The organism is Microbacterium sp. ISL-59 (assembly GCF_018613945.1).
Lineage (GTDB): Bacteria > Actinomycetota > Actinomycetes > Actinomycetales > Microbacteriaceae > Microbacterium > Microbacterium oxydans_B.
In genome coordinates, this window is the sequence record NZ_JAGGPG010000001.1 from 491,804 (window position 1) to 510,207 (window position 18,404).

Consider the following 18,404-nt stretch of genomic DNA (forward strand, 5'->3'; position numbering starts at 1 on the left):
CGCCCGTGCCGCGCTGACTCACTCGACGGCGCGGACGGTCGCCTCGTGGCGCACCGGGAAGTTCATCGAGTTCGCGATGAAGCACCATTCGTTCGCCTGCGCGTGGGCGCGCTCGGCCGCCTCGATCATCGATGCGTCCGCGACGACGACCTCGGGCCGCAGCATCACCTCGACGAACGCCCCACCGCCCTTGCCGTCTTCGCGCATCATCCCGCTCGCGTCGTCGCGGTAGGAGACGACGACCACGCCGGCCGTCACGCACGCGTGCAGGTACGAGAGCAGGTGGCACTCCGAGAGCGAGGCGAGCAGGAGATCTTCCGGATTCCATCGCGAGGGATCGCCGCGGAACGGCTTGTCCGCCGATGCGAGCAGCTCCGGCTTGCCGTCGACTTCGATGGTGACTTCGCGGCGGTAGTCCCGGTAGCCCGAGGTCCCGGTGCCGGTGTTTCCGGTCCAGACCGAGGTGAGCGCGTAGTGATGTTCGCCGAGGGCGCGGGGGGTCGACTCTGCCATGTCTTCAGTCTGCCAGGGGCCACCGACCCGAGGTGAGCGATGGCGTGCCCGGCGCTAGAGTTGACGGGTGCTGGAGACTCTCACCGTTCAGGATTCCGTGGAACTCGCCGTCGTCGAACGGAGTGGATTCGTCGAATCGCGTCACGCCGGCGCAGCGATCGTGCTCTCGTCCGATGGTGACATCGTCGCCCGCCACGGCAACCCCGACGCGTTGATCCTGCCCCGCTCGAGCCTCAAGCCCCTGCAGGCGGTGGCCTGCATCACGGCAGGTGCGGTGCTCGAGGGCGAACAGCTCGCGATCTCCACGGCGAGCCATGTCGGTACGGACCGGCACGCCTCCGTCGTTCGCGACATCCTCACCGAAGGGGGGCTGACCGAGGACGACCTGGCGTGCCCGGCGTCCTGGCCGACTGATTCGGCGACGCGCGATGACCTCGTCCGCGAGCACGGTGAGCCGACGCGCGTGCGGATGAACTGCTCCGGAAAGCATGCTGCGATGCTGCGTGCGTGCGTGGCGACGGGTTGGCCGACCGCCGGCTACCTCGACCCGTCACATCCGCTGCAGGTGCACATTCGCGATGTCGTCGAGCGTCTCACGGGCGAGAAGGTCGCCCACACGGCGATCGACGGGTGCGGAGCCCCTGTCCACGCGATGACCCTCACCGCCCTCGCGCGAGGCATCCACCGCATCGGCACCGCCTCCGACCGCTCGCCCTTCGCCCTTCATCGCGTCGCCGGTTCGCTGGTGCGAGCGGTACGGGAGAGTCCCTGGACGATCGAAGGGCCCGGCCGCCCCGACACGATCGCGATCGAGAAGCTCGGAGTCTTCACCAAACACGGAGCCGAGGGCGTCATGGTGATGGTCGCCCCGAACGGCACGACCGTCGCGCTGAAGATGCTGGACGGCGCGACGCGCGCTTCGACGATCGTGGCAGCGACGCTCCTCGAGCGCGCAGGGGGCCTGAGCAGCGCCGAGGTCGCCATGCTGGCGGAGGCGCTTCCCCTCACCGTTTCGGGCGGCGGCTCGATCGTCGGTGCGATCCGTCCCGGCGCGGGTATTTAACACGTCCGTCCGCCCGAGCCGAGCCGCGATACTCACTGCTCATCGCGGAGACAGTTCCGGAAGGACGACGCGACGCGGCGCTTCGGCACCGCGCAGGGACCAGGCCCGACCGGCGTGGGTGCGCGCATACGGCGGGAGTTCCCGCACGCCAGCAAGCTGTCGGAGATCGGACTGCTGCTCGGCACGGATCAGCACTTCCCCCTCCCCTCGGATGCGCTGCCATAACGACCAGTTGCGCTGCCACACCTCCGCGTCCCCCACGACGAGGCAGGGACGGTCGCGCTGCGTCGGCTCCGCGCCGGCATCGATCACCTCGGACTCCGGATGCGCCTGACGCAGCATCGCCGAGATCGAGGCAGCTCCGGCGGTCACGACGGCGGTGATCGCGCACGACGGCGCCCAGTCCGGAGGTGTGACGGGAGCAGGGGGAACCCCCGCGCCTTCCGGGACCCATGCCAGCTGCACCTCGCGGTCGCCGATGTGGGCACGCCCCGGGGAACGGTCGCGGATGAAGGACGAGGCCTCTCCCCCGGCCGCGAGATGTTCCACTCTGCTCGGCTGCCGAAGCAGCGCCCGTCGCGGCAGAGCGTCGATCATGCGTCCCAGCGGTCCCGCCGCTCTGCTCACCGCCAGCACGAAGGTCGTCTCCGCACGGGCACGGAGAAGGTGCTCCCACCGTTGCGCGTATTGCTGACCATACTCGGGTGGCAGTGCCGAGAGGACCCCGTCGACGTCGTCGCCGAGGACGAGCGACGGCATCCGTTCACTCCCCAACACCCACGCGGTGAGGAGGTCCCAGGCCGCCTCGGGGTCGTTCGGCACCCACGACGCATCAGGGCGCTGTACGGCCAGCGCACGCAACGCTGTGGAGCGACCTGACCCCGGCGCGCCCAGCAGCACGATTCCGCGATCCTGTCCGCAGCGCAACAGCTCGAGTGGCTGAGCTTGGCGGGCGGGGTCATCGGCACGCCCGAGCACGATGACATCCGGACCCGGCACGCCAGAATCGACGAGGTCCGTGAGCGGGATCCGTGCGGGAAGAGCAGCGAGCCACGGGCTGCGGGGCGGGTCGGCCGCCGCCCACCGCAGCCCGACGGCTCGCAGATCCGCGGGACTCGTCAGCGCGATCCGGATCGCCGACGGCTCGGGATCGGCCGGACGGCGCACGAGAGCGAGGCCCCGCGACTCCGCTCCGCCGGGGAGTTCCGCCGCGGCGTCCGTCCCGATCATGAGCCTGCTGTCGGCAGCATCTCCGACCCGCAGACTGACGCGGAGCGGACAGTTGGCCGCCAGCGCATCCCTCACGACACCGGCAGCACGCTGTGTGCCGAGGATGAGGTGCATGCCCAGCGCACGACCCCGTGCGGCGACGTCCGTGAAGACAGCCCCCAGATCGGGATGCTCCGCCAGCAGAGCCGCGAACTCATCGACGACGATGACCAAGCGCGGCATCCCGACCTCTCGCACGTCTCTGGCGCCGGCGTCGGCGAGAACGCCCTCCCGACGGCGAAGCTCGGCTGTGAGACTGGAAACGCCTCTCCGAGCACCGTCCTCATCGAGATCCGTGATCACCGCTGCGACCTGGCGCAGCCCGCGCAACGGCTCGAATGCGGTCCCCCCTTTGAAGTCGGCAAGCACGAATGTCACTCGGTCCGGCCCGTTGGCCGCGGCGATGGCCGTGACCCAACTGACCAGAAGCTCACTCTTGCCGGTGCCCGTCGTTCCGGTCACGAGGGCGTGAGGACCGTCTTCGACGATGTCGACGATCGTCTGTCCGCGCTCGTTCCGACCGATCGCGGCGGCCAGCCCGCTGCCGGGCTGCGGCTGCTCCAGGTCGTGCAGAGCCACGGAGTCCGGAAGCACGTCGATCTCGCCTCCCGTCGTCGCATGCTCGCGAGCGATGATCCCCGCTTGTGCAAGGGAGACGCACTCGACCGCGACGACGGCGGTGCCCTGAGGGGTGCGCAGCCGGGCACACCCTGGCTCGATGATGTCGATCACCGTCGTGATTCCTTCCGGAACCTCGGCGTCGGCCGACGCCAGCCAGATCAAGGCATCCGCGTCGATCCGGTTCGCTTCGCCCGAGCCGACCCCGACCCGGAAGCCACCCCTGCGCGCGCGCCGCGCATGCGGCAGCGCGTTCAGCCCGCACTCGCGGAGTTCAGCGCCCACGAGCGACAGCTGCGCCGCGCTGAAGCGGAGACTCAGTTGCAGCAGGAGCGCGCGCGCCGCAGCGAGGATCACCGGCCGCGCACCGCGCAGACACACTCCTCCGCCCAGCGGCACGACGATCGGGGCGTCGTCGACCACTCCACAACGTTCGCGGAACTCGCGACCACGACCGTCTTCGCCACCGCTGCATCGGATTCCGCTCGGCGCACTCCCGGCACCCACCACGAGGGAGGTCGCCCCATCCGGCGGCTCCACGCCGCGGAGAGGTGGCTGCAGGAGACTCGCCGCGGTATCTGGGTGACGCAGCCACCGCGCCTCACGCTCCTCCTGGTGGCGGAGTGCGAGCTCGGCCTCGGCCGCCGCCCAGTCCTGCTCGGACTGTGCAGCGCCCCGCCGACGTTCGCGTCGGCGGTTGCGAGCCGCGTCAGCGAGCGATGCCACGATCATCAACGGTCCCAGCGCCGCGAAGCACAGTGCGAACACGGATCCGGTGACCAGCCACAGCACCACCCCTGCGGCTATCGGCACGATCGCCGCCATGAAAGGCAGTGGGGCACGGCGCGAGGGTACGGGCGCCGAAGGGAGCACGAGCGGGAGGGTTTCCATGCGTCCAGTGGATCGCATGCCTCTCGAGGGAACGGCGCTGTCCACAGCGCCGAGCGGCTACTCCGTCGTGTCTTCGATTGGGGAGGACGAGTCGCCCTCTTCGTCGACCTGCACGATGATGAGCGTCACGTTGTCACGCCCGCCGTTCTCCAAGGCGGCGGCGAGCATCGCATCCACGCTCTGGCCCGGATCGCGGTGCTCCCGGAGAAAGTGCTGGATCCCGTAATCGGTGAGCTCCTTGGTGAGCCCGTCGGAGCAGATGACGAACCGGTCGCCGGCGCGTACGTCGATCGTCACGTAGTCCGGGGCCGTGAGTTCACTCGCACCCACCGCCCTCGTGATCACGTTGCTGTACGGGTGCCCCTCGGCCTCTTCCGGGCTCAGCTTGCCCGCGGTGATCAGCTCCTGCACGACGGAATGATCTGTCGTGACCTGGACGAGACGGTCATCGCGAAGAAGGTAGACGCGGGAATCCCCGATGTTCAGAGCCACCCACTGGGCGTGATCGCCCGTGCTCGCGAAGAAGACGCCGGTGAGAGTGGTACCGGTGCCCTCGTCGGTCGTCTCAGGGTGGTCGGCGATGTCGCCCACCGCCCGTTCGAGCGCCTTCTCGATCGCAGGACCGTTGACATCGCCCGCGGAGACCACGGCCTGGAGTCGCTCGACGGTGCTGCGGCTCGCGATCTCTCCACCGGCGTGACCGCCCATGCCGTCTGCGACGACGAACAGGGGGAACTCGGCGAGGAACGCATCCTGATTCGTCTCCCGACGACGACCGAGATCGGTGACCCCTGCCCAGGACAGCAGCAATGGGCGCTGCGCAACCGTGACGCGATGCGTCTTCGTCTCAGCCACGTGCTGCCTCCGATGGATCTGCGACGGGTCGGGCGTCCGCAGGATACTCACACATCGTAGTAGAACTCCCCCGCACCGCGATCACACTCGGGCGCCCGGGTCGGCCGGCAGAGGGAACAAGTCGTCGATGATCTTCTCCTCTTCGGCGCTCGGGCGCCAGGAATCGCCCGCCGCCGCGTTCGCTTCGACCTGCTCCCGTGACGTCGCGCCGGCGATGACACTGGAGACGGCCGGCCGCGAGAGGAGCCAGCCGAAGGAGGCCTCCAGCATCGTGATGCCCCGCTCGTCGCAGAAGCCGCGGAACGCGTCGATAGCATCCCAGGGCGCGTTCTCCCAGACATGGCGACGTGCCGACATGATGCGGCTCGAGGCCGGTCCCCCCTCACGCGTGAACTTGCCGGTGAGGAGTCCGTTGTGCAGCGGGAAGTACGGGAAGAAACCCAATTCGTATCTCTCCACGGCCGGCAGCACCTCGCGTTCGGCCGCGCGCGCGAGCAGGGAATAGTGGTTCTGTGCAGAGATGAATCGGCCGGAAGACCTCGCACGGGTCGTGAACTCCGCCTCGGCGATCTGCCATCCGGTGAAGTTCGAGTGCCCGTAGTAGCGGATCTTTCCTTCGCGCACGAGTTCATCGAGGGCGTCCGTCGTCTCGGCGATCGGCGTCTCCGGGTCAGGCAGATGCAGCTGGTACAGGTCGATCCAGTCGGTGCGCAGGCGTCGCAGCGACTCCTCCACCGCCCGCCGGACGTAGCGGCGGGAACCACGTGCCGCGGGGAACTCGTACCCCATGTCGCGCTCCTGCCCGAACTTCGTGGCCAGCACCACGCGATCTCGGCGACCCTCGAGGGCTTCACCCATCAGCGTCTCACTCGCACCGGCGACCGCACCGTACATGTCGGCGGTATCGAAGAAGGTGATGCCGTTCGCGAGTGCCGCATCGATCACCTCGCGCGTTCCGGAGAGAGTCTCGGTCACCGTCCCCGCGCGACCGAAGTTGTTGCAGCCGAGGCCGGTGGTTGACACGAGCAGACCGGAAGCGCCGACCCGGCGCTGAGACAAGACCATGTCCTCCACGTTAGCGGGCGCGTCGGAACAGTGGCCAGCCAGGACAGCACAGAGCCCCCGACCGAAGTCGAGGGCTCTGTGTCAGGTCATCATGCCGGAGGCTGAGTGGGATCGCTCGGCGGTGCCGGCGGAGCAGCCGGCGGTGCCGTGGGCGGCGCAGGCGGAGTGGTCGGCGGTGCTGCCGGAGGTGCCGGCGGGGTGGTGGGCGGAACCGGCGGCACCGGTGCACCCGTGGCGGGAGCCGCGGGTCCCGCGGGCGGAGCGTAGCCGGGCTGAGCCGGCGGTGCGTAGCCCTGAGGTACCGGAGGCGCGTACCCCTGCGGTGCGCCGTATCCCGGAGCCGACGCGGCAGGCTTGGGCTGGACCGGAATGCCCTGCCAGACCGTGTTGTCGCCGAGGAATCCGTTGTTCGCCCACGGCGCGGGGACGATGTTCGGGTTCCACCGCGACTTGTCGAAAGCGTTGATGCCGAGCCAGATCAGCGCACCGATACCGGGGATCAGGCCGAAGAGGATCCAGACGGCGTCCTTCTGCAGCTTGAGACCCACGCGCCACGCGACGATCACGATGACGGCGACGTAGGCGATCCAGGCGATGTAGTTCAGGACCGGGATGACGTTGATCACGATGGCGCCGAGCATGACCCATGGGGACACGTCACCGAGCTTCGCGAGAATCATGGCGTTGTAGACGGGAACCCACGCCCGCCACTTGCCCTCGACTCCGGCTTTCTCGAAGATCTTCATCAGGAACAGCGATGAGAGAACGTACCCCGCTATCGCGAAGATGAAGCCGAAGACGATCAGGATGCCGAAAACGGCCAACGAGCCTGTGTCGTAATAGTCGTACATGGTCCCCTCCGGATCCAATATGCGGCACTGGTCGCGCCGCGTGATAACCATAGCGGGGACACCACAGGCGAGCAAAGACCCACGCGGAAGCGGTCATGCACGGACTTGCGTGCTCACTCGGCGACGACGAGCTCCAGAACACTCGGTTGCTCCGTGTCACGCAGTACGACGCCTCGGCTCTCGGCCCAGCGCCGAAGAGAGCGGAGTGAGGCGACGCGTGGCCGATCTTCGGCCAGGGCGCGCACGAGCAGCCCTTTTGACTTCTTGTTGAAGTGGTTCAGCGCCCGGCCGTGCTCGGTGACGACCCGGACATAGGCGGAAGGCACGGTGTCGGGCACAGGACCCAGCGCCACATACGCCTCACTGCGCAGATCGAGCACGAACGACGGTGACGCCTCCGCGATCGCCGCTGACGTGGGTTCCGCCCAGTGCTTCCTCAATGCAGGGAACCGCGGCAGCGACGTCCCGGCGGCCAATCGATAGGTGGGTACCGGGTCCAGCGCGCCGACCGGTCCGAGAGGTGCACTGTGGATCCAGACGTGCTCCCCCAGCCAGCGACGCGATGCCGCGGAGAGACCCCGCGCATCCAGAGCGTCGAAGAGGACACCCGTGTAGCGATCGACCGCCGGCATGGTGGGCGCCGTCCACAGCCGACGATTGTGCGCGATCTCCCCCATCTGGCGGTCGCTCAACTTGAGCACGCGTCGCGAGACCTCTTCGTCGGCGGCGAGGTCGACGAGGGCGTCCAGCACGGCGGATCGATGCACCCTCAGCGACGGCAGCGAAAGGGACGCGATGTCGAGCGGGACGTCGTGACCGCCCTCGCGCTTCGTCTCCGACGGCGGAAGCAGGATCTTCATGGAACCTCGGTGAATGCAGACGCGTCCGCCTCGGGACCCGAGTGGGTACCGAGGCGGACGCGTCGAAACGGAACTGCTAGGCGATGAGAGCCGCGTTGCCGGCGACGATCGTCAGGGTGTCGCCCTCCATGGAGAGGAACCCGTCCTGCGCGTTGGCCAGCACCTTCGTGCCATCGGACTGCGTGATGCGGACCTGGCCCTCAGCGAGGATGGCCAGCACCGGCTCGTGGCCGGTCATGAAGCCGATCTCGCCCTCGACGGTCTTGGCGACCACAAGGCTCGCCTCTCCCGTCCAGACCTCCGCATCCGCGGAGACGAGGCTGACGTGGAGCGCCATGGTCAGCCGTTCTCCTTCTGGATCTTCGCCCACTGCTCTTCGACGTCGGAGATGCCACCGACGTTGAAGAAGGCCTGCTCGGCGACGTGGTCGAAGTCACCGCGCGTGATCGCATCGAAGGACTCGATGGTCTCCTTGAGCGGGACCGTCGAACCCTCGACACCGGTGAACTTCTTCGCCATGTAGGTGTTCTGCGAGAGGAACTGTTGGATGCGACGTGCACGCGACACGACGATCTTGTCTTCCTCGGAGAGCTCGTCGACACCGAGGATGGCGATGATCTCCTGCAGTTCCTTGTTCTTCTGGAGGATCTGCTTGACCGTCGTGGCGACGCGGTAGTGGTCCTCGCCCAAGTAGCGGGGGTCCATGATGCGCGACGTCGAGGTCAGCGGGTCGATGGCCGGGTACAGACCCTTCGAGGCGATCTCACGAGAGAGCTCGGTCGTCGCGTCGAGGTGGGCGAACGTGGTCGCCGGAGCCGGGTCGGTGTAGTCATCGGCCGGCACGTAGATCGCCTGCAACGAGGTGATCGAGTGACCACGCGTCGAGGTGATGCGCTCCTGGAGCACACCCATCTCGTCGGCGAGGTTCGGCTGGTAACCCACAGCGGAGGGCATACGGCCCAGCAGCGTGGAGACCTCGGAGCCGGCCTGCGTGAAGCGGAAGATGTTGTCGATGAAGAGCAGCACGTCCTGCTTCTGCACGTCACGGAAGTACTCCGCCATCGTCAGGGCCGACAGGGCGACGCGCAGACGCGTTCCCGGCGGCTCGTCCATCTGGCCGAACACGAGGGCGGTCTTGTCGAAGACGCCCGCCTCTTCCATCTCGTGGATGAGGTCGTTGCCCTCACGGGTGCGCTCACCGACACCGGCGAACACCGACACACCACCGTGGTCCTGCGCGACGCGCTGGATCATCTCCTGGATGAGAACGGTCTTGCCGACACCGGCGCCACCGAACAGACCGATCTTTCCACCCAGCACGTACGGGGTGAGAAGGTCGATCGACTTGATGCCGGTCTCGAACATCTGAGTCTTGGACTCGAGCTGGTCGAAGTTCGGCGCCTTGCGGTGGATGGGCCAGCGCTCGGTGACCTCGATCGTCTCACCGGGCTCGAGGTTGAGCACCTCGCCGATGACGTTGAACACCTTGCCCTTGGTCACGTCGCCGACGGGGACCGAGATGGCCTCACCGGTGTCGCGGACCTCCTGACCGCGGACGATGCCGTCGGTCGGGTTCAGAGCGATGGCGCGGACGAGGTCGTCGCCGAGGTGCTGTGCGACCTCGAGCGTGATCTCGGTGGACTCTTCGCCCATCGCGATCGTGGTCTTCAGCGCGTTGTAGATGTCGGGGATCGAGTCATGAGGGAACTCGATGTCGACAACCGGACCGTTGACGCGTGCGACGCGCCCGACGACCGCGGTCGCCGGCTGGTCAGCCGGAGCGGTGAGGGTCATTTTCGTCTCTTTCCTGATGGTCTATTTGCTCGAGAGGGCGTCGGCGCCGCCGACGATCTCGGCGATCTGCTGCGTGATCTCCGCCTGGCGCGCGTTGTTGCGCAGACGGGTGTAGTCGGTGATGAGCTTGTCGGCGTTGTCGCTGGCCGACTTCATCGCCTTCTGCGTCGCGGCCTGCTTGGCAGCAGACGACTGCAGGAGAGCGTTGAAGACGCGGCTCTGGATGTACACCGGCAGGATCGCATCGAGAACGGTCTCGGCATCCGGCTCGAACTCGTACAGCGGGTAAACGGTGTTACCTGCCTCCGACTCATCGGCTTCCGTGATCTCCAGCGGGAGCAGACGCACGGACTCGGGCGACTGCGTCATCATGCTGACGAAACGGTTGTACACGAGGTGGATCTCGTCGACGCCGCCGTCCTGTCCCCCGCGGGAGAAGGAATCGAGCAGGGTCGCGGAGATCTCCTCAGCGGTGTGGAACGACGGGGTGTCCGTGTCGCCGGTCCACTCCGCAGCGGCAGCGAGGCGTCGGAACTGGAAGTATCCGACGGCCTTGCGACCGATGAGGTAGAAGACCGGCTCCTTGCCCTGCTCGCGCAGGAGCTCCGCCACCTCGAGACCCTCACGGAGGATCTGCGAGTTGAAGGCTCCGGCGAGACCGCGGTCCGAGGAGAAGATCACGACCGCGGAGCGGGTGATGTTCTCGGACTCGCGGGTCAGCGGGTGATCCACGTTCGAGTGCGTCGCGACGGCCGAAACAGCCCTCGTCACGGCTCGCGCGAAGGGTGTGGACGCTTTGACGCGTGCCATCGCCTTCTGGATGCGCGAAGCCGCGATGAGTTCCATCGCCTTCGTGATCTTCTTGGTCGTCTGAGCAGAAGAGATCTTCTGCTTGTAGACCCTGAGTTGAGCGCCCATATGTCAGTACCTCACGCGGTTACGCGCGACGACCCTTGACGATCTTCTCCTGGTTGACGTCCTCAGCCTCGGCTGCAGCGTGCTCCTCGTGGCCGGGAGCGCCGATGCCGGCGCCCTTGCCACCCTGGAACTCCAGGATGAATGCGTCCGTGTGCTTCTCGAGCTCTGCAACCGTGTCGTCGTCGAGGACGTTGGTGTCGCGCAGGGTCTCGAGAACCTGAGTGTTGCGGCGCAGGTAGTCCAGGAGTTCGCGCTCGAAACGCAGAACGTCGGAGACCTCGAGAGTGTCGAGCTTGCCCTTCGTTCCTGCCCAGATCGAGACGACCTGCTCCTCGACGGGGTACGGGGAGTACTGCGGCTGCTTGAGCAGCTCGGTCAGACGCGCACCACGGGAGAGCTGACGACGCGACGTCGCGTCGAGGTCGGATGCGAACATCGCGAAGGCCTCGAGCGAGCGGTACTGCGCGAGCTCCAGCTTCAACGTTCCCGAGACCTTCTTGATCGACTTGACCTGAGCGTCGCCACCGACTCGCGAGACCGAGATACCCACGTCGACCGCCGGACGCTGGTTGGCGTTGAAGAGGTCGGACTGCAGGAAGATCTGGCCGTCGGTGATCGAGATCACGTTGGTCGGGATGTACGCCGAGACGTCGTTCGCCTTGGTCTCGATGATCGGGAGACCCGTCATGGAACCGGCGCCGAGCTCGTCGGACAGCTTCGCGCAACGCTCGAGCAGACGCGAGTGCAGGTAGAAGACGTCACCCGGGTATGCCTCGCGGCCCGGCGGACGACGAAGGAGCAGGGACACGGCACGGTAGGCCTCGGCCTGCTTCGACAGGTCGTCGAAGATGATGAGGACGTGCTTGCCGCCGTACATCCAGTGCTGACCGATGGCGGAACCGGTGTACGGCGCCAGGTACTTGAAGCCGGCGGGGTCGGATGCCGGAGCTGCCACGATCGTGGTGTACTCCAGAGCACCGGCCTCTTCGAGCGCACCCTTCACCGAAGCGATGGTGGAGCCCTTCTGACCGATGGCGACGTAGATGCAGCGGACCTGCTTGTTGACGTCGCCCGACTCCCAGTTGGCCTTCTGGTTGATGATCGTGTCGATCGCGATGGCGGTCTTACCCGTCTGGCGGTCACCGATGATCAGCTGACGCTGACCACGGCCGACCGGGATCATCGCGTCGATGGCCTTGATGCCGGTCTGCATCGGCTCGTGCACCGACTTACGCTGCATGACGCCGGGCGCCTGCAGCTCGAGAGCGCGGACGCTCTCGGTGGCGATCGAGCCGAGGCCGTCGATCGGGTTGCCGAGCGGGTCGACCACGCGGCCGAGGTAGCCATCGCCGACGGGGACCGAGAGGACCTCGCCGGTGCGGGTGACTTCCTGACCTGCCTGGACACCGGTGAACTCGCCGAGGACGACGACACCGATCTCGTGCTCGTTCAGGCTCTGCGCGAGGCCCTTGGTGCCGTCGGCGAAAATCACGAGCTCGTTGGCCATGACGCCCGGCAGTCCCTCGACGTGCGCGATTCCGTCCGCGGCGTCGATGACGGTGCCGACCTCGGTCGCCCCGGCCCCGGAGGGCTCGTATGCTGCGGCGAAGTCCTTCAGCGCGTCACGGATGACGTCGGGGCTGATCGATAGTTCTGCCATTGTCTTCCCTTTGTATCTGGGTGCGCGGTTCCCCGCGCGAAGTCGTGTTAGCCCGCGAGCTTCTGGCGAAGATCTGCGAGTCGTGCGGAGATGCTGCCGTCGATGACGTCATCGGCGATCTGCACGCGCAGACCTCCGACGACGGCAGGGTCGATGACGACGTTGAGGGATACCTGACCGGCGTAGCGACGCGAAAGCGAGTCGCTGAGACGGGCGCGCTGTGCGTCGGTGAGCGGGGCCGCGGTGTGCACCGTGGCGACCACACGACCACGCTGGCTCGAGACGATGCTCATCGCTCGGTTCAGCAGTCGCCGTACGCGGCGCTCACGCGGCTGACGCACGAGCGACGTGATGATCAGCGTCGACGAAGCGCTCGTGGAGCCTTCGGCCAGGAGGCGCTCGACGAGAGCACCCTTGGCGTCTTCTCCCCCGAGGCTGCTGCCCAGGGCGAGCTCGAGCTCGGGGTTGGCCGCGATCACGCGGGAGAAGCTGAACAGCTCTCCCTCGATGTCCGTGCCGGGTTCCGCGATCGCGGCGGCGCGGATCGCGAGTTCCTCGATACCGTCCACCATCTCGCCGGCATTCGACCAGTGCTCCGCCACAGCGGTCTTCAGAACGCTGAGAGCGTCTGCAGAGAACCCACCGAAAACCGCGGCGACGACGGACTGTCGCGCCTCGGCGGGAGCGGCAGCATCAGCAAGCGCGCCGCTCAGCTGGGACGACTCGCTCACGGCACGCGCGGCAGCGAGAAGCTCCCGTGCGGTGTCGAGGGAGACGTCCTTCGCTGCGGCAAGCGTCTTGATGGATGCCGCGAGTGCCTGAGTGGTCGCGCTGCCCATTACTGAGCCGCCTTCTCGGATGCCTCGAGGTCGGCGAGGAAGCGGTCGACGACAGCCGTCGCACGTGCGTCGTCGGAGAGCGTCTCGCCGACCACGCCGCCGGCGAGGTCGATGGCGAGCGTTCCGACCTCGCTGCGCAGCGAGACGAGAGCGGTCTGCCGCTCAGCCTCGATCTGCGTGTGCGCGGTGGCGGTGATGCGTGCGGCCTCGGTGGACGCGGCATCCTTCGCCTCGGCGACGATCTTCTTGCCGTCCTCGCGGGCGGCCTCGCGGATCTCTCCGGCCTCGGTACGCGCCTCAGCGAGCTGACGCGTGTACTCCTCGAGTGCCGCCTCCGCCTGCTTCTGCGCCTCGTCGGCCTTGGCGATGTTGCCCTCGATGGCGGCGGACCGCTCGTCGAGCATCTTCGTGAGCCGAGGAAGGGCGACCTTCCAGACCACGATGAGGATGACGATGAACCAGAGGCCCGACCAGATGATGTCGTACCACGCAGGGATGAGGGGGTTGTTCGGCTCACCCTCTGCTGCGAGGTTCGTGACAAGAGCGTTCAGCATCCTGTCTCCTTCAGAAGTCGGTGAGGATTACGGGAAGGGGATGAATGCGACGGCGATGCCGACGAACGCAAGCGCCTCGGTGAAGGCGATACCGATCCACATGAGGACCTGGAGACGACCGGCCAGCTCGGGCTGACGGGCGACGCCCTCGATGGTCTTGCCGACGACGATGCCGACGCCGATGGCCGGGCCGATGGCTGCGAGGCCGTAGCCGACAGCTCCGAGGTGACCGTTGATTTCAGCGAGAACCGTAGTAGCGTCCACGGGGTTTTCCTTTCGTTGGGTGGGAAGGCTGATGCCTGCCCGCTCAGTGCTCTTCTGCGACCGCGAGCTGGATGTAGACCGCGGTGAGGACGGTGAAGACGTATGCCTGGAGGACGGCGACCAGGATCTCGAAGAGAGTGAAGGCGCCGCCGAAGGCGAGGGTTCCGACACCGAGCGCGGCCCAGCCGCCGCCTGCGGTGAAGAAGAAGAACTGGGTCGCGGAGAACGCGAGGACCAGGATCATGTGCCCCACGACGAGGTTCATGAGAAGACGAAGCGTCAGCGTGACCGGACGCAGGATGAATGTCGAGATGAGCTCGATGATCGCGACGATCGGCATCGCGGCGACCGGCACGCCCTGCGGGAACAGAGAGTTCTTGAAGAACTTGAGGCCGTGGCGCTTGATGCCCGCGTAGATGAAGGTCACGTAACTGACCACGGCGAGCGTCAGCGGCACCGCGACGATCGCCGTTCCCGGCATGTTCAGGAACGGGATGATGCCCGTGATGTTCATGAACAGCACCATGAAGAAGATGGTGGTGAGGATCGGCAGGAAGCGATCGCCGTCCTTGCGCCCGAGCATGTCGTGGGCGACGTTGGTGCGGACGAAGCCGAGCCCCATCTCCACCAGGCTCTGGAAGCGTCCGGGGACGACCTTCATGCGGCGGGTGCCGAGCCAGAGGATGAGAACCACGGCGATCACCGCGAGCAACTGGACCAGGTGGATCCGGTTGACGGGGATCGGGCCTACGTGGAAGAGGATCTCCGGGAAGAAATCGTCGATCGAAGGGCCGTGGAACTCGCCGTCGGAGGCAAGTCGAGGGGTCAGGGTCGCAGCAAGATTAAACAGCGCGGGCTCCAGCTTCGGGGCACCGGTCTAAACCGGGGCGACGATGGTCGGTGTGCTACACAGCGCAAGCGCTCGCGGGCGAGCGGCGGGCACGTTTCAACAGTATCAGAATCTGAGGGTCACCTAAGACCGCGGGCCGCCGTCGACGGGACCTTCATCGATGTGATTCGCGTTGCCGGGTGCGCGGTCCTCTGGCACCTCGGTCGGCAGCGTGGTGTCGCTCACATTCGGCAGTCGCATGCGGGTGAGCACGATCACATCGATCGCGAGCGACATGAGCACGCCGGCCACGATCGAGAGGAAGAACACCATCGGCTCCAGCCAGGGCTGGCCGGCGAGCAGGATCATCGCGACGACGAACAGTCCGAGCTTGAGGAGCCAGCCGCCCAGGACGATGGCGAAGAACAGCTGCACGTAGATCGGGTCGCCGTACCAGCGGTTGGCGATGAGGATGCTGATGCCGGTGATCGCCAGGAACACGGCGGCCAGCAGCACTCCCAGCAGCCCGCTGATGAGGCCCTCTCCCCCGGCGACGGCGTAGCCGACACCGCCGGCGACGATCGCGAGTGCCGCGGTGGCGACCGCCGACCAGATGAGGGTGCGACGCAGGATCGGCGTGCTGGAAACGGGGCTCGGGCTCATCAGGACTCCACGGGTGTCGGGTCGGTGTCGGCGGCCGCTGCGCTCTTCCTGCGGCGGGTGGGGCTCAGGGTGACGACGAGGCAGGCGGCGATGCCCACCACGCCGAAGCCGACGCCGGGAAGGTACTGGCCGGGCCAGTCCTCCCGTGCACCGACGTACATCAGCAGGACGGCGAGCGAGATGACGGCGGTCCACGCGTAGAAGATGAGGACCGCGTCGCGGTCGCGGTGGCCGAGGTCCAGCATCCGGTGATGGAGGTGCTTGCGATCGGGTGAGAACGGAGATCGGCCGGCGCTCATGCGCCGGAGCACGGCCAGACCGAAATCGAGCAGCGGCAGCAGCACGACCAGCAGCGGCAGGAGGATCGGGAGGAACGCACCGATCAGCTGCGAGCGGCCGAGGCGCTCGGGGTCCAGAGCCGACGGATCCATCTGGCCGGTGATGGAGATCGCCGACGTCGCCATCAGCAGGCCGATCACCAGAGCACCCGAGTCGCCCATGAACAGCTTCGCCGGACTCCAGTTCAGCGGTAGGAAACCGAGACAGGCGCCGATCAGGACCGCGGCGAGGAAAGTGGAGAGGTTGAAGTAGCTCGAGGCTCCGGAGTCACGCGTGAAGATGTAGGAGTACGCGAAGAACACGCCGTTCGAGATGAGACACACCCCGGCGACCAGTCCGTCGAGTCCGTCGATGAAGTTCACCGCGTTCATCACGATGACGATCGCGAACATGGTGATCGTGATGCTCAGCCAGCTGGATACCACGATGAGGTCGCCGAACGGCAACGACAGGATCTGCAGTCCGCCGCCCACGGTGATGAGTCCGGCGGCAAGGAACTGCGCGCCGAGCTTGATCATCCAGTCGATGTCCCAGAGGTCGTCGACCACGCCGATGATCGCGATCAGGAGCGAGGCGCCCAGGATCGACCACATCGTCTGCGGAGGGATCCAGATGCTCTGGAAGAACGGATTGATCGCCGAGAACCCGAAGGCGGCGGCGATGCCGAGGAAGATCGCCACACCGCCGAGGCGAGGGGTCGGCGTCGTGTGCACGTCTCGCTCGCGGATGCCGGGGTACAGCTTGAACCGGAGGCTGAGTCGCCAGACCGCCCAGGTCAGCGCGAAAGTGATCGCTGCCGTGAGGATGACCGTGGCGAGATACTGCTTCACGAATCCGCGTCCTGCGGCTCCTCCGCATGCACATGCTCCGCGTCCTGCGGCTCCTCGGCTTCGAGCAGATCGCCGAGCACCTCCTGCAGCTGTTCGCGCGTCACCGCACCGTCTCGGAGGATGCGAACAGTGCCGGGTTCGGCGTCCGCACCGCGGCGGACCAGAGACGTGGCGTCGACGATGGTGGAGGCGATGCCGTCCTTGCTCAGACCGTCGGCGAGGTACACGGCGACGCTGTCACCCAGCATCTGCTCCGCGTCCGATGCCGAGATCGCGGCGGGCTGGCCGGTGAGATTGGCGCTGGACACGGCGAGCGGTCCGGTCTCGGCCAGCAGCTCCAGTGCCACACGCCCCTCCGGCATCCGCACCGCGACGGTCCCGAGCGTCTCGCCGAGGTCCCACACCAGAGAGGGCTGGGCGGGGAGCACGATCGTGAGACCGCCGGGCCAGAAAGCCTCGATGAGACGTTCGACCGGTTCCGGGACGGACTCGGCCAGGGCGGCGAGCGTCTCCTTCGTACCGATCAGAACGGGCGGCGGCTGATCGCGGCCGCGCCCCTTCGCATCGAGCAGCCGCTGGACGGCGGCGGGAGAGAACGCGTCGGCAGCGACGCCGTACACGGTGTCTGTGGGCATGACGATGAGTTCGCCACGGCCGATCGCCTGGCGCGCATGGCGCATGCCGGCGAGCAGCTGCGAGTCATCGCGGCAGTCGAAGATGGTTGACATGACGGTTCGATTCTATGCGGCGCGGGGGCGGCAGATGCTCAGAGGGTGCTGATCAGGGCCTGAGGGCTGTGGTGGTGCGGTCCCGCAGGGTGAGGTCACGATGCGTCGCCGGTGCGCGCCAGCCGTCCGCGGCGAGGATGTCCCTGATCGATTCCCCCTGCAGCTCGCCGTGCTCGATGACGAGAAGACCACCGGGGTGCAGGAGCGCGAGCGCCCGAGAACTGAGCACTCGCACGATGTCGAGACCGTCCTCGCCCCCGTACAGCGCCATCGCGGGGTCGAAGAGTCGCACCTCAGGATCGCGCGGAATCGCGGCATCCGGCACATAGGGCGGGTTCGAGATGACGACCGATGCTGTGCCGTCGAGCTCGGGGAACGCCTCTCCCAGATCGGACAGCACGAGCGTCAGGTTGTCGACGCCGGCGACGTTCCGACTCGCCCACGCGTGCGCATCCTCGGACAGCTCGGCGGCGAAGACGCGGGCGTGCGGCACCTCCGTCGCCATCGCGAGGGCGATCGCTCCGCTGCCGGTGCCGAGGTCCACGCCGATCGGCTCGGGCTCGGCGGAGTTCAGCAGCGCGTCGATCGCGTACTGCACCACCGTCTCGGTTTCCGGCCGCGGCACGAACACCCCGGGCCCGACCGCCAGCTCGAGGTGACGGAAAGGAGCGGTCCCGGTGATGTGCTGCAGCGGCTCGCGCGCAGCACGGCGCGTCACCAGAGCATCCAGCGCACCCGCTGCCTCGTCGTCGACGTCGTCGCCGCGGATGATCGCGGCCTGCACTTCGCCGCGTCGCCGACCGAGGACGTGGCCCGCGAGCAGCTCCGCGTCGACCAGAGGATCAGGCACGCCGACGTCGGCCAGGCGCTGAGCGGCGGCGCGCACGAGGGCCGCGAGAGAGGTGTCGGACATGGGTTCCAGCGTAGAGCGCGCTGGGCCGTCACAATGCCCCCGCCCATAGGGCCCTCCCCTAGGCTGGACCGGCAGCGAACCCCGCACA

General features: G+C 67.2%; 19 protein-coding genes. 1 reads left to right on the forward strand and 18 read right to left on the reverse strand.

The window, feature by feature from the left end; genetic code table 11:
* Window positions 1–18: 18 nt before the first annotated feature.
* The gene (locus tag J7E45_RS02390) at window positions 19–513 is read right to left on the reverse strand and encodes an OsmC family protein (RefSeq protein WP_029261852.1); all 495 of its coding nucleotides are present in this window, start codon (window positions 511–513) and stop codon (window positions 19–21) included.
* 67 nt (window positions 514–580) lie between these two features.
* Between J7E45_RS02390 and J7E45_RS02395 the strand changes: the two genes are divergently transcribed.
* Window positions 581–1,576 (forward strand): asparaginase, encoded by a 996-nt coding sequence (locus tag J7E45_RS02395; protein ID WP_091033694.1) that lies wholly within the window; start codon window positions 581–583, stop codon window positions 1,574–1,576.
* 39 nt (window positions 1,577–1,615) lie between these two features.
* On the opposite strand, the gene J7E45_RS02400 is transcribed toward J7E45_RS02395, so the two are convergent.
* The 17 genes from J7E45_RS02400 to prmC all read right to left on the reverse strand — a co-directional run bounded on the left by J7E45_RS02400 (window position 1,616) and on the right by prmC (window position 18,316).
* The gene (locus J7E45_RS02400) at window positions 1,616–4,354 is read right to left on the reverse strand and encodes an FtsK/SpoIIIE domain-containing protein (protein ID WP_215066845.1); all 2,739 of its coding nucleotides are present in this window, start codon (window positions 4,352–4,354) and stop codon (window positions 1,616–1,618) included.
* A 57-nt stretch (window positions 4,355–4,411) separates the two neighbouring features.
* Window positions 4,412–5,209 carry a PP2C family serine/threonine-protein phosphatase gene (locus tag J7E45_RS02405; protein ID WP_215066847.1) on the reverse strand — a complete coding sequence of 266 codons (798 nt, stop codon included), beginning with the start codon at window positions 5,207–5,209 and terminating at the stop codon, window positions 4,412–4,414.
* Between the two features lie 81 nt (window positions 5,210–5,290).
* Window positions 5,291–6,274, reverse strand: coding sequence for an aldo/keto reductase (locus J7E45_RS02410; protein ID WP_091033701.1), 984 nt, complete (start codon window positions 6,272–6,274; stop codon window positions 5,291–5,293).
* Between the two features lie 89 nt (window positions 6,275–6,363).
* Window positions 6,364–7,125 (reverse strand): large exoprotein, encoded by a 762-nt coding sequence (locus tag J7E45_RS02415; protein ID WP_215066849.1) that lies wholly within the window; start codon window positions 7,123–7,125, stop codon window positions 6,364–6,366.
* A 113-nt stretch (window positions 7,126–7,238) separates the two neighbouring features.
* Window positions 7,239–7,985 carry a peroxide stress protein YaaA gene (locus J7E45_RS02420; protein WP_215066851.1) on the reverse strand — a complete coding sequence of 249 codons (747 nt, stop codon included), beginning with the start codon at window positions 7,983–7,985 and terminating at the stop codon, window positions 7,239–7,241.
* Between the two features lie 76 nt (window positions 7,986–8,061).
* The gene (locus tag J7E45_RS02425) at window positions 8,062–8,322 is read right to left on the reverse strand and encodes a F0F1 ATP synthase subunit epsilon (protein ID WP_017830988.1); all 261 of its coding nucleotides are present in this window, start codon (window positions 8,320–8,322) and stop codon (window positions 8,062–8,064) included.
* Between the two features lie 2 nt (window positions 8,323–8,324).
* Window positions 8,325–9,779 (reverse strand): F0F1 ATP synthase subunit beta, encoded by a 1,455-nt coding sequence (atpD, locus tag J7E45_RS02430; protein ID WP_017830989.1) that lies wholly within the window; start codon window positions 9,777–9,779, stop codon window positions 8,325–8,327.
* 21 nt (window positions 9,780–9,800) lie between these two features.
* The gene (locus J7E45_RS02435; RefSeq protein ID WP_029261860.1) at window positions 9,801–10,697 is read right to left on the reverse strand and encodes a F0F1 ATP synthase subunit gamma; all 897 of its coding nucleotides are present in this window, start codon (window positions 10,695–10,697) and stop codon (window positions 9,801–9,803) included.
* A gap of 19 nt (window positions 10,698–10,716) precedes the next feature.
* Complete coding sequence (atpA, locus tag J7E45_RS02440; RefSeq protein ID WP_091033706.1) at window positions 10,717–12,357, reverse strand: F0F1 ATP synthase subunit alpha; 1,641 nt, start codon at window positions 12,355–12,357, stop codon at window positions 10,717–10,719.
* Between the two features lie 47 nt (window positions 12,358–12,404).
* Entirely contained in the window at window positions 12,405–13,196 is a 792-nt protein-coding gene (locus J7E45_RS02445; protein ID WP_215066853.1) for a F0F1 ATP synthase subunit delta, read from the reverse strand.
* Entirely contained in the window at window positions 13,196–13,750 is a 555-nt protein-coding gene (locus tag J7E45_RS02450) for a F0F1 ATP synthase subunit B (RefSeq protein WP_029261863.1), read from the reverse strand. The genes J7E45_RS02445 and J7E45_RS02450 overlap by 1 nt, the downstream gene beginning before the upstream one ends.
* Before the next feature lie 27 nt (window positions 13,751–13,777).
* Entirely contained in the window at window positions 13,778–14,014 is a 237-nt protein-coding gene (atpE, locus tag J7E45_RS02455) for an ATP synthase F0 subunit C (protein ID WP_017830994.1), read from the reverse strand.
* 43 nt (window positions 14,015–14,057) lie between these two features.
* Complete coding sequence (atpB, locus tag J7E45_RS02460; RefSeq protein WP_258134098.1) at window positions 14,058–14,777, reverse strand: F0F1 ATP synthase subunit A; 720 nt, start codon at window positions 14,775–14,777, stop codon at window positions 14,058–14,060.
* Between the two features lie 210 nt (window positions 14,778–14,987).
* Window positions 14,988–15,506 carry a hypothetical protein gene (locus tag J7E45_RS02465; RefSeq protein ID WP_091033711.1) on the reverse strand — a complete coding sequence of 173 codons (519 nt, stop codon included), beginning with the start codon at window positions 15,504–15,506 and terminating at the stop codon, window positions 14,988–14,990.
* Window positions 15,506–16,675, reverse strand: coding sequence for an MraY family glycosyltransferase (locus tag J7E45_RS02470; protein WP_029261866.1), 1,170 nt, complete (start codon window positions 16,673–16,675; stop codon window positions 15,506–15,508). The genes J7E45_RS02465 and J7E45_RS02470 overlap by 1 nt, the downstream gene beginning before the upstream one ends.
* Window positions 16,672–17,403, reverse strand: coding sequence for an L-threonylcarbamoyladenylate synthase (locus tag J7E45_RS02475; RefSeq protein WP_091033712.1), 732 nt, complete (start codon window positions 17,401–17,403; stop codon window positions 16,672–16,674). The genes J7E45_RS02470 and J7E45_RS02475 overlap by 4 nt, the downstream gene beginning before the upstream one ends.
* A 52-nt stretch (window positions 17,404–17,455) precedes the next feature.
* Window positions 17,456–18,316, reverse strand: a complete 861-nt coding sequence (prmC, locus tag J7E45_RS02480) for a peptide chain release factor N(5)-glutamine methyltransferase (protein WP_091033715.1) — start codon at window positions 18,314–18,316, stop codon at window positions 17,456–17,458.
* Window positions 18,317–18,404 lie beyond the last annotated feature (88 nt).

Excerpts from the sequence above, each read along its gene's own strand:
- J7E45_RS02390 (WP_029261852.1), bottom strand. The coding sequence starts at position 513 with ATGGCAGAGTCGACCCCCCGCGCCCTCGGCGAACATCACTACGCGCTC.
- J7E45_RS02400 (WP_215066845.1), bottom strand. The coding sequence starts at position 4,354 with ATGGAAACCCTCCCGCTCGTGCTCCCTTCGGCGCCCGTACCCTCGCGC.
- J7E45_RS02410 (WP_091033701.1), bottom strand. The coding sequence starts at position 6,274 with ATGGTCTTGTCTCAGCGCCGGGTCGGCGCTTCCGGTCTGCTCGTGTCA.
- J7E45_RS02415 (WP_215066849.1), bottom strand. The coding sequence starts at position 7,125 with ATGTACGACTATTACGACACAGGCTCGTTGGCCGTTTTCGGCATCCTG.
- J7E45_RS02420 (WP_215066851.1), bottom strand. The coding sequence starts at position 7,985 with ATGAAGATCCTGCTTCCGCCGTCGGAGACGAAGCGCGAGGGCGGTCAC.
- J7E45_RS02425 (WP_017830988.1), bottom strand. The coding sequence starts at position 8,322 with ATGGCGCTCCACGTCAGCCTCGTCTCCGCGGATGCGGAGGTCTGGACG.
- atpD (WP_017830989.1), bottom strand. The coding sequence starts at position 9,779 with ATGACCCTCACCGCTCCGGCTGACCAGCCGGCGACCGCGGTCGTCGGG.
- J7E45_RS02435 (WP_029261860.1), bottom strand. The coding sequence starts at position 10,697 with ATGGGCGCTCAACTCAGGGTCTACAAGCAGAAGATCTCTTCTGCTCAG.
- atpA (WP_091033706.1), bottom strand. The coding sequence starts at position 12,357 with ATGGCAGAACTATCGATCAGCCCCGACGTCATCCGTGACGCGCTGAAG.
- J7E45_RS02445 (WP_215066853.1), bottom strand. The coding sequence starts at position 13,196 with ATGGGCAGCGCGACCACTCAGGCACTCGCGGCATCCATCAAGACGCTT.
- J7E45_RS02450 (WP_029261863.1), bottom strand. The coding sequence starts at position 13,750 with ATGCTGAACGCTCTTGTCACGAACCTCGCAGCAGAGGGTGAGCCGAAC.
- J7E45_RS02465 (WP_091033711.1), bottom strand. The coding sequence starts at position 15,506 with ATGAGCCCGAGCCCCGTTTCCAGCACGCCGATCCTGCGTCGCACCCTC.
- J7E45_RS02475 (WP_091033712.1), bottom strand. The coding sequence starts at position 17,403 with ATGTCAACCATCTTCGACTGCCGCGATGACTCGCAGCTGCTCGCCGGC.
- prmC (WP_091033715.1), bottom strand. The coding sequence starts at position 18,316 with ATGTCCGACACCTCTCTCGCGGCCCTCGTGCGCGCCGCCGCTCAGCGC.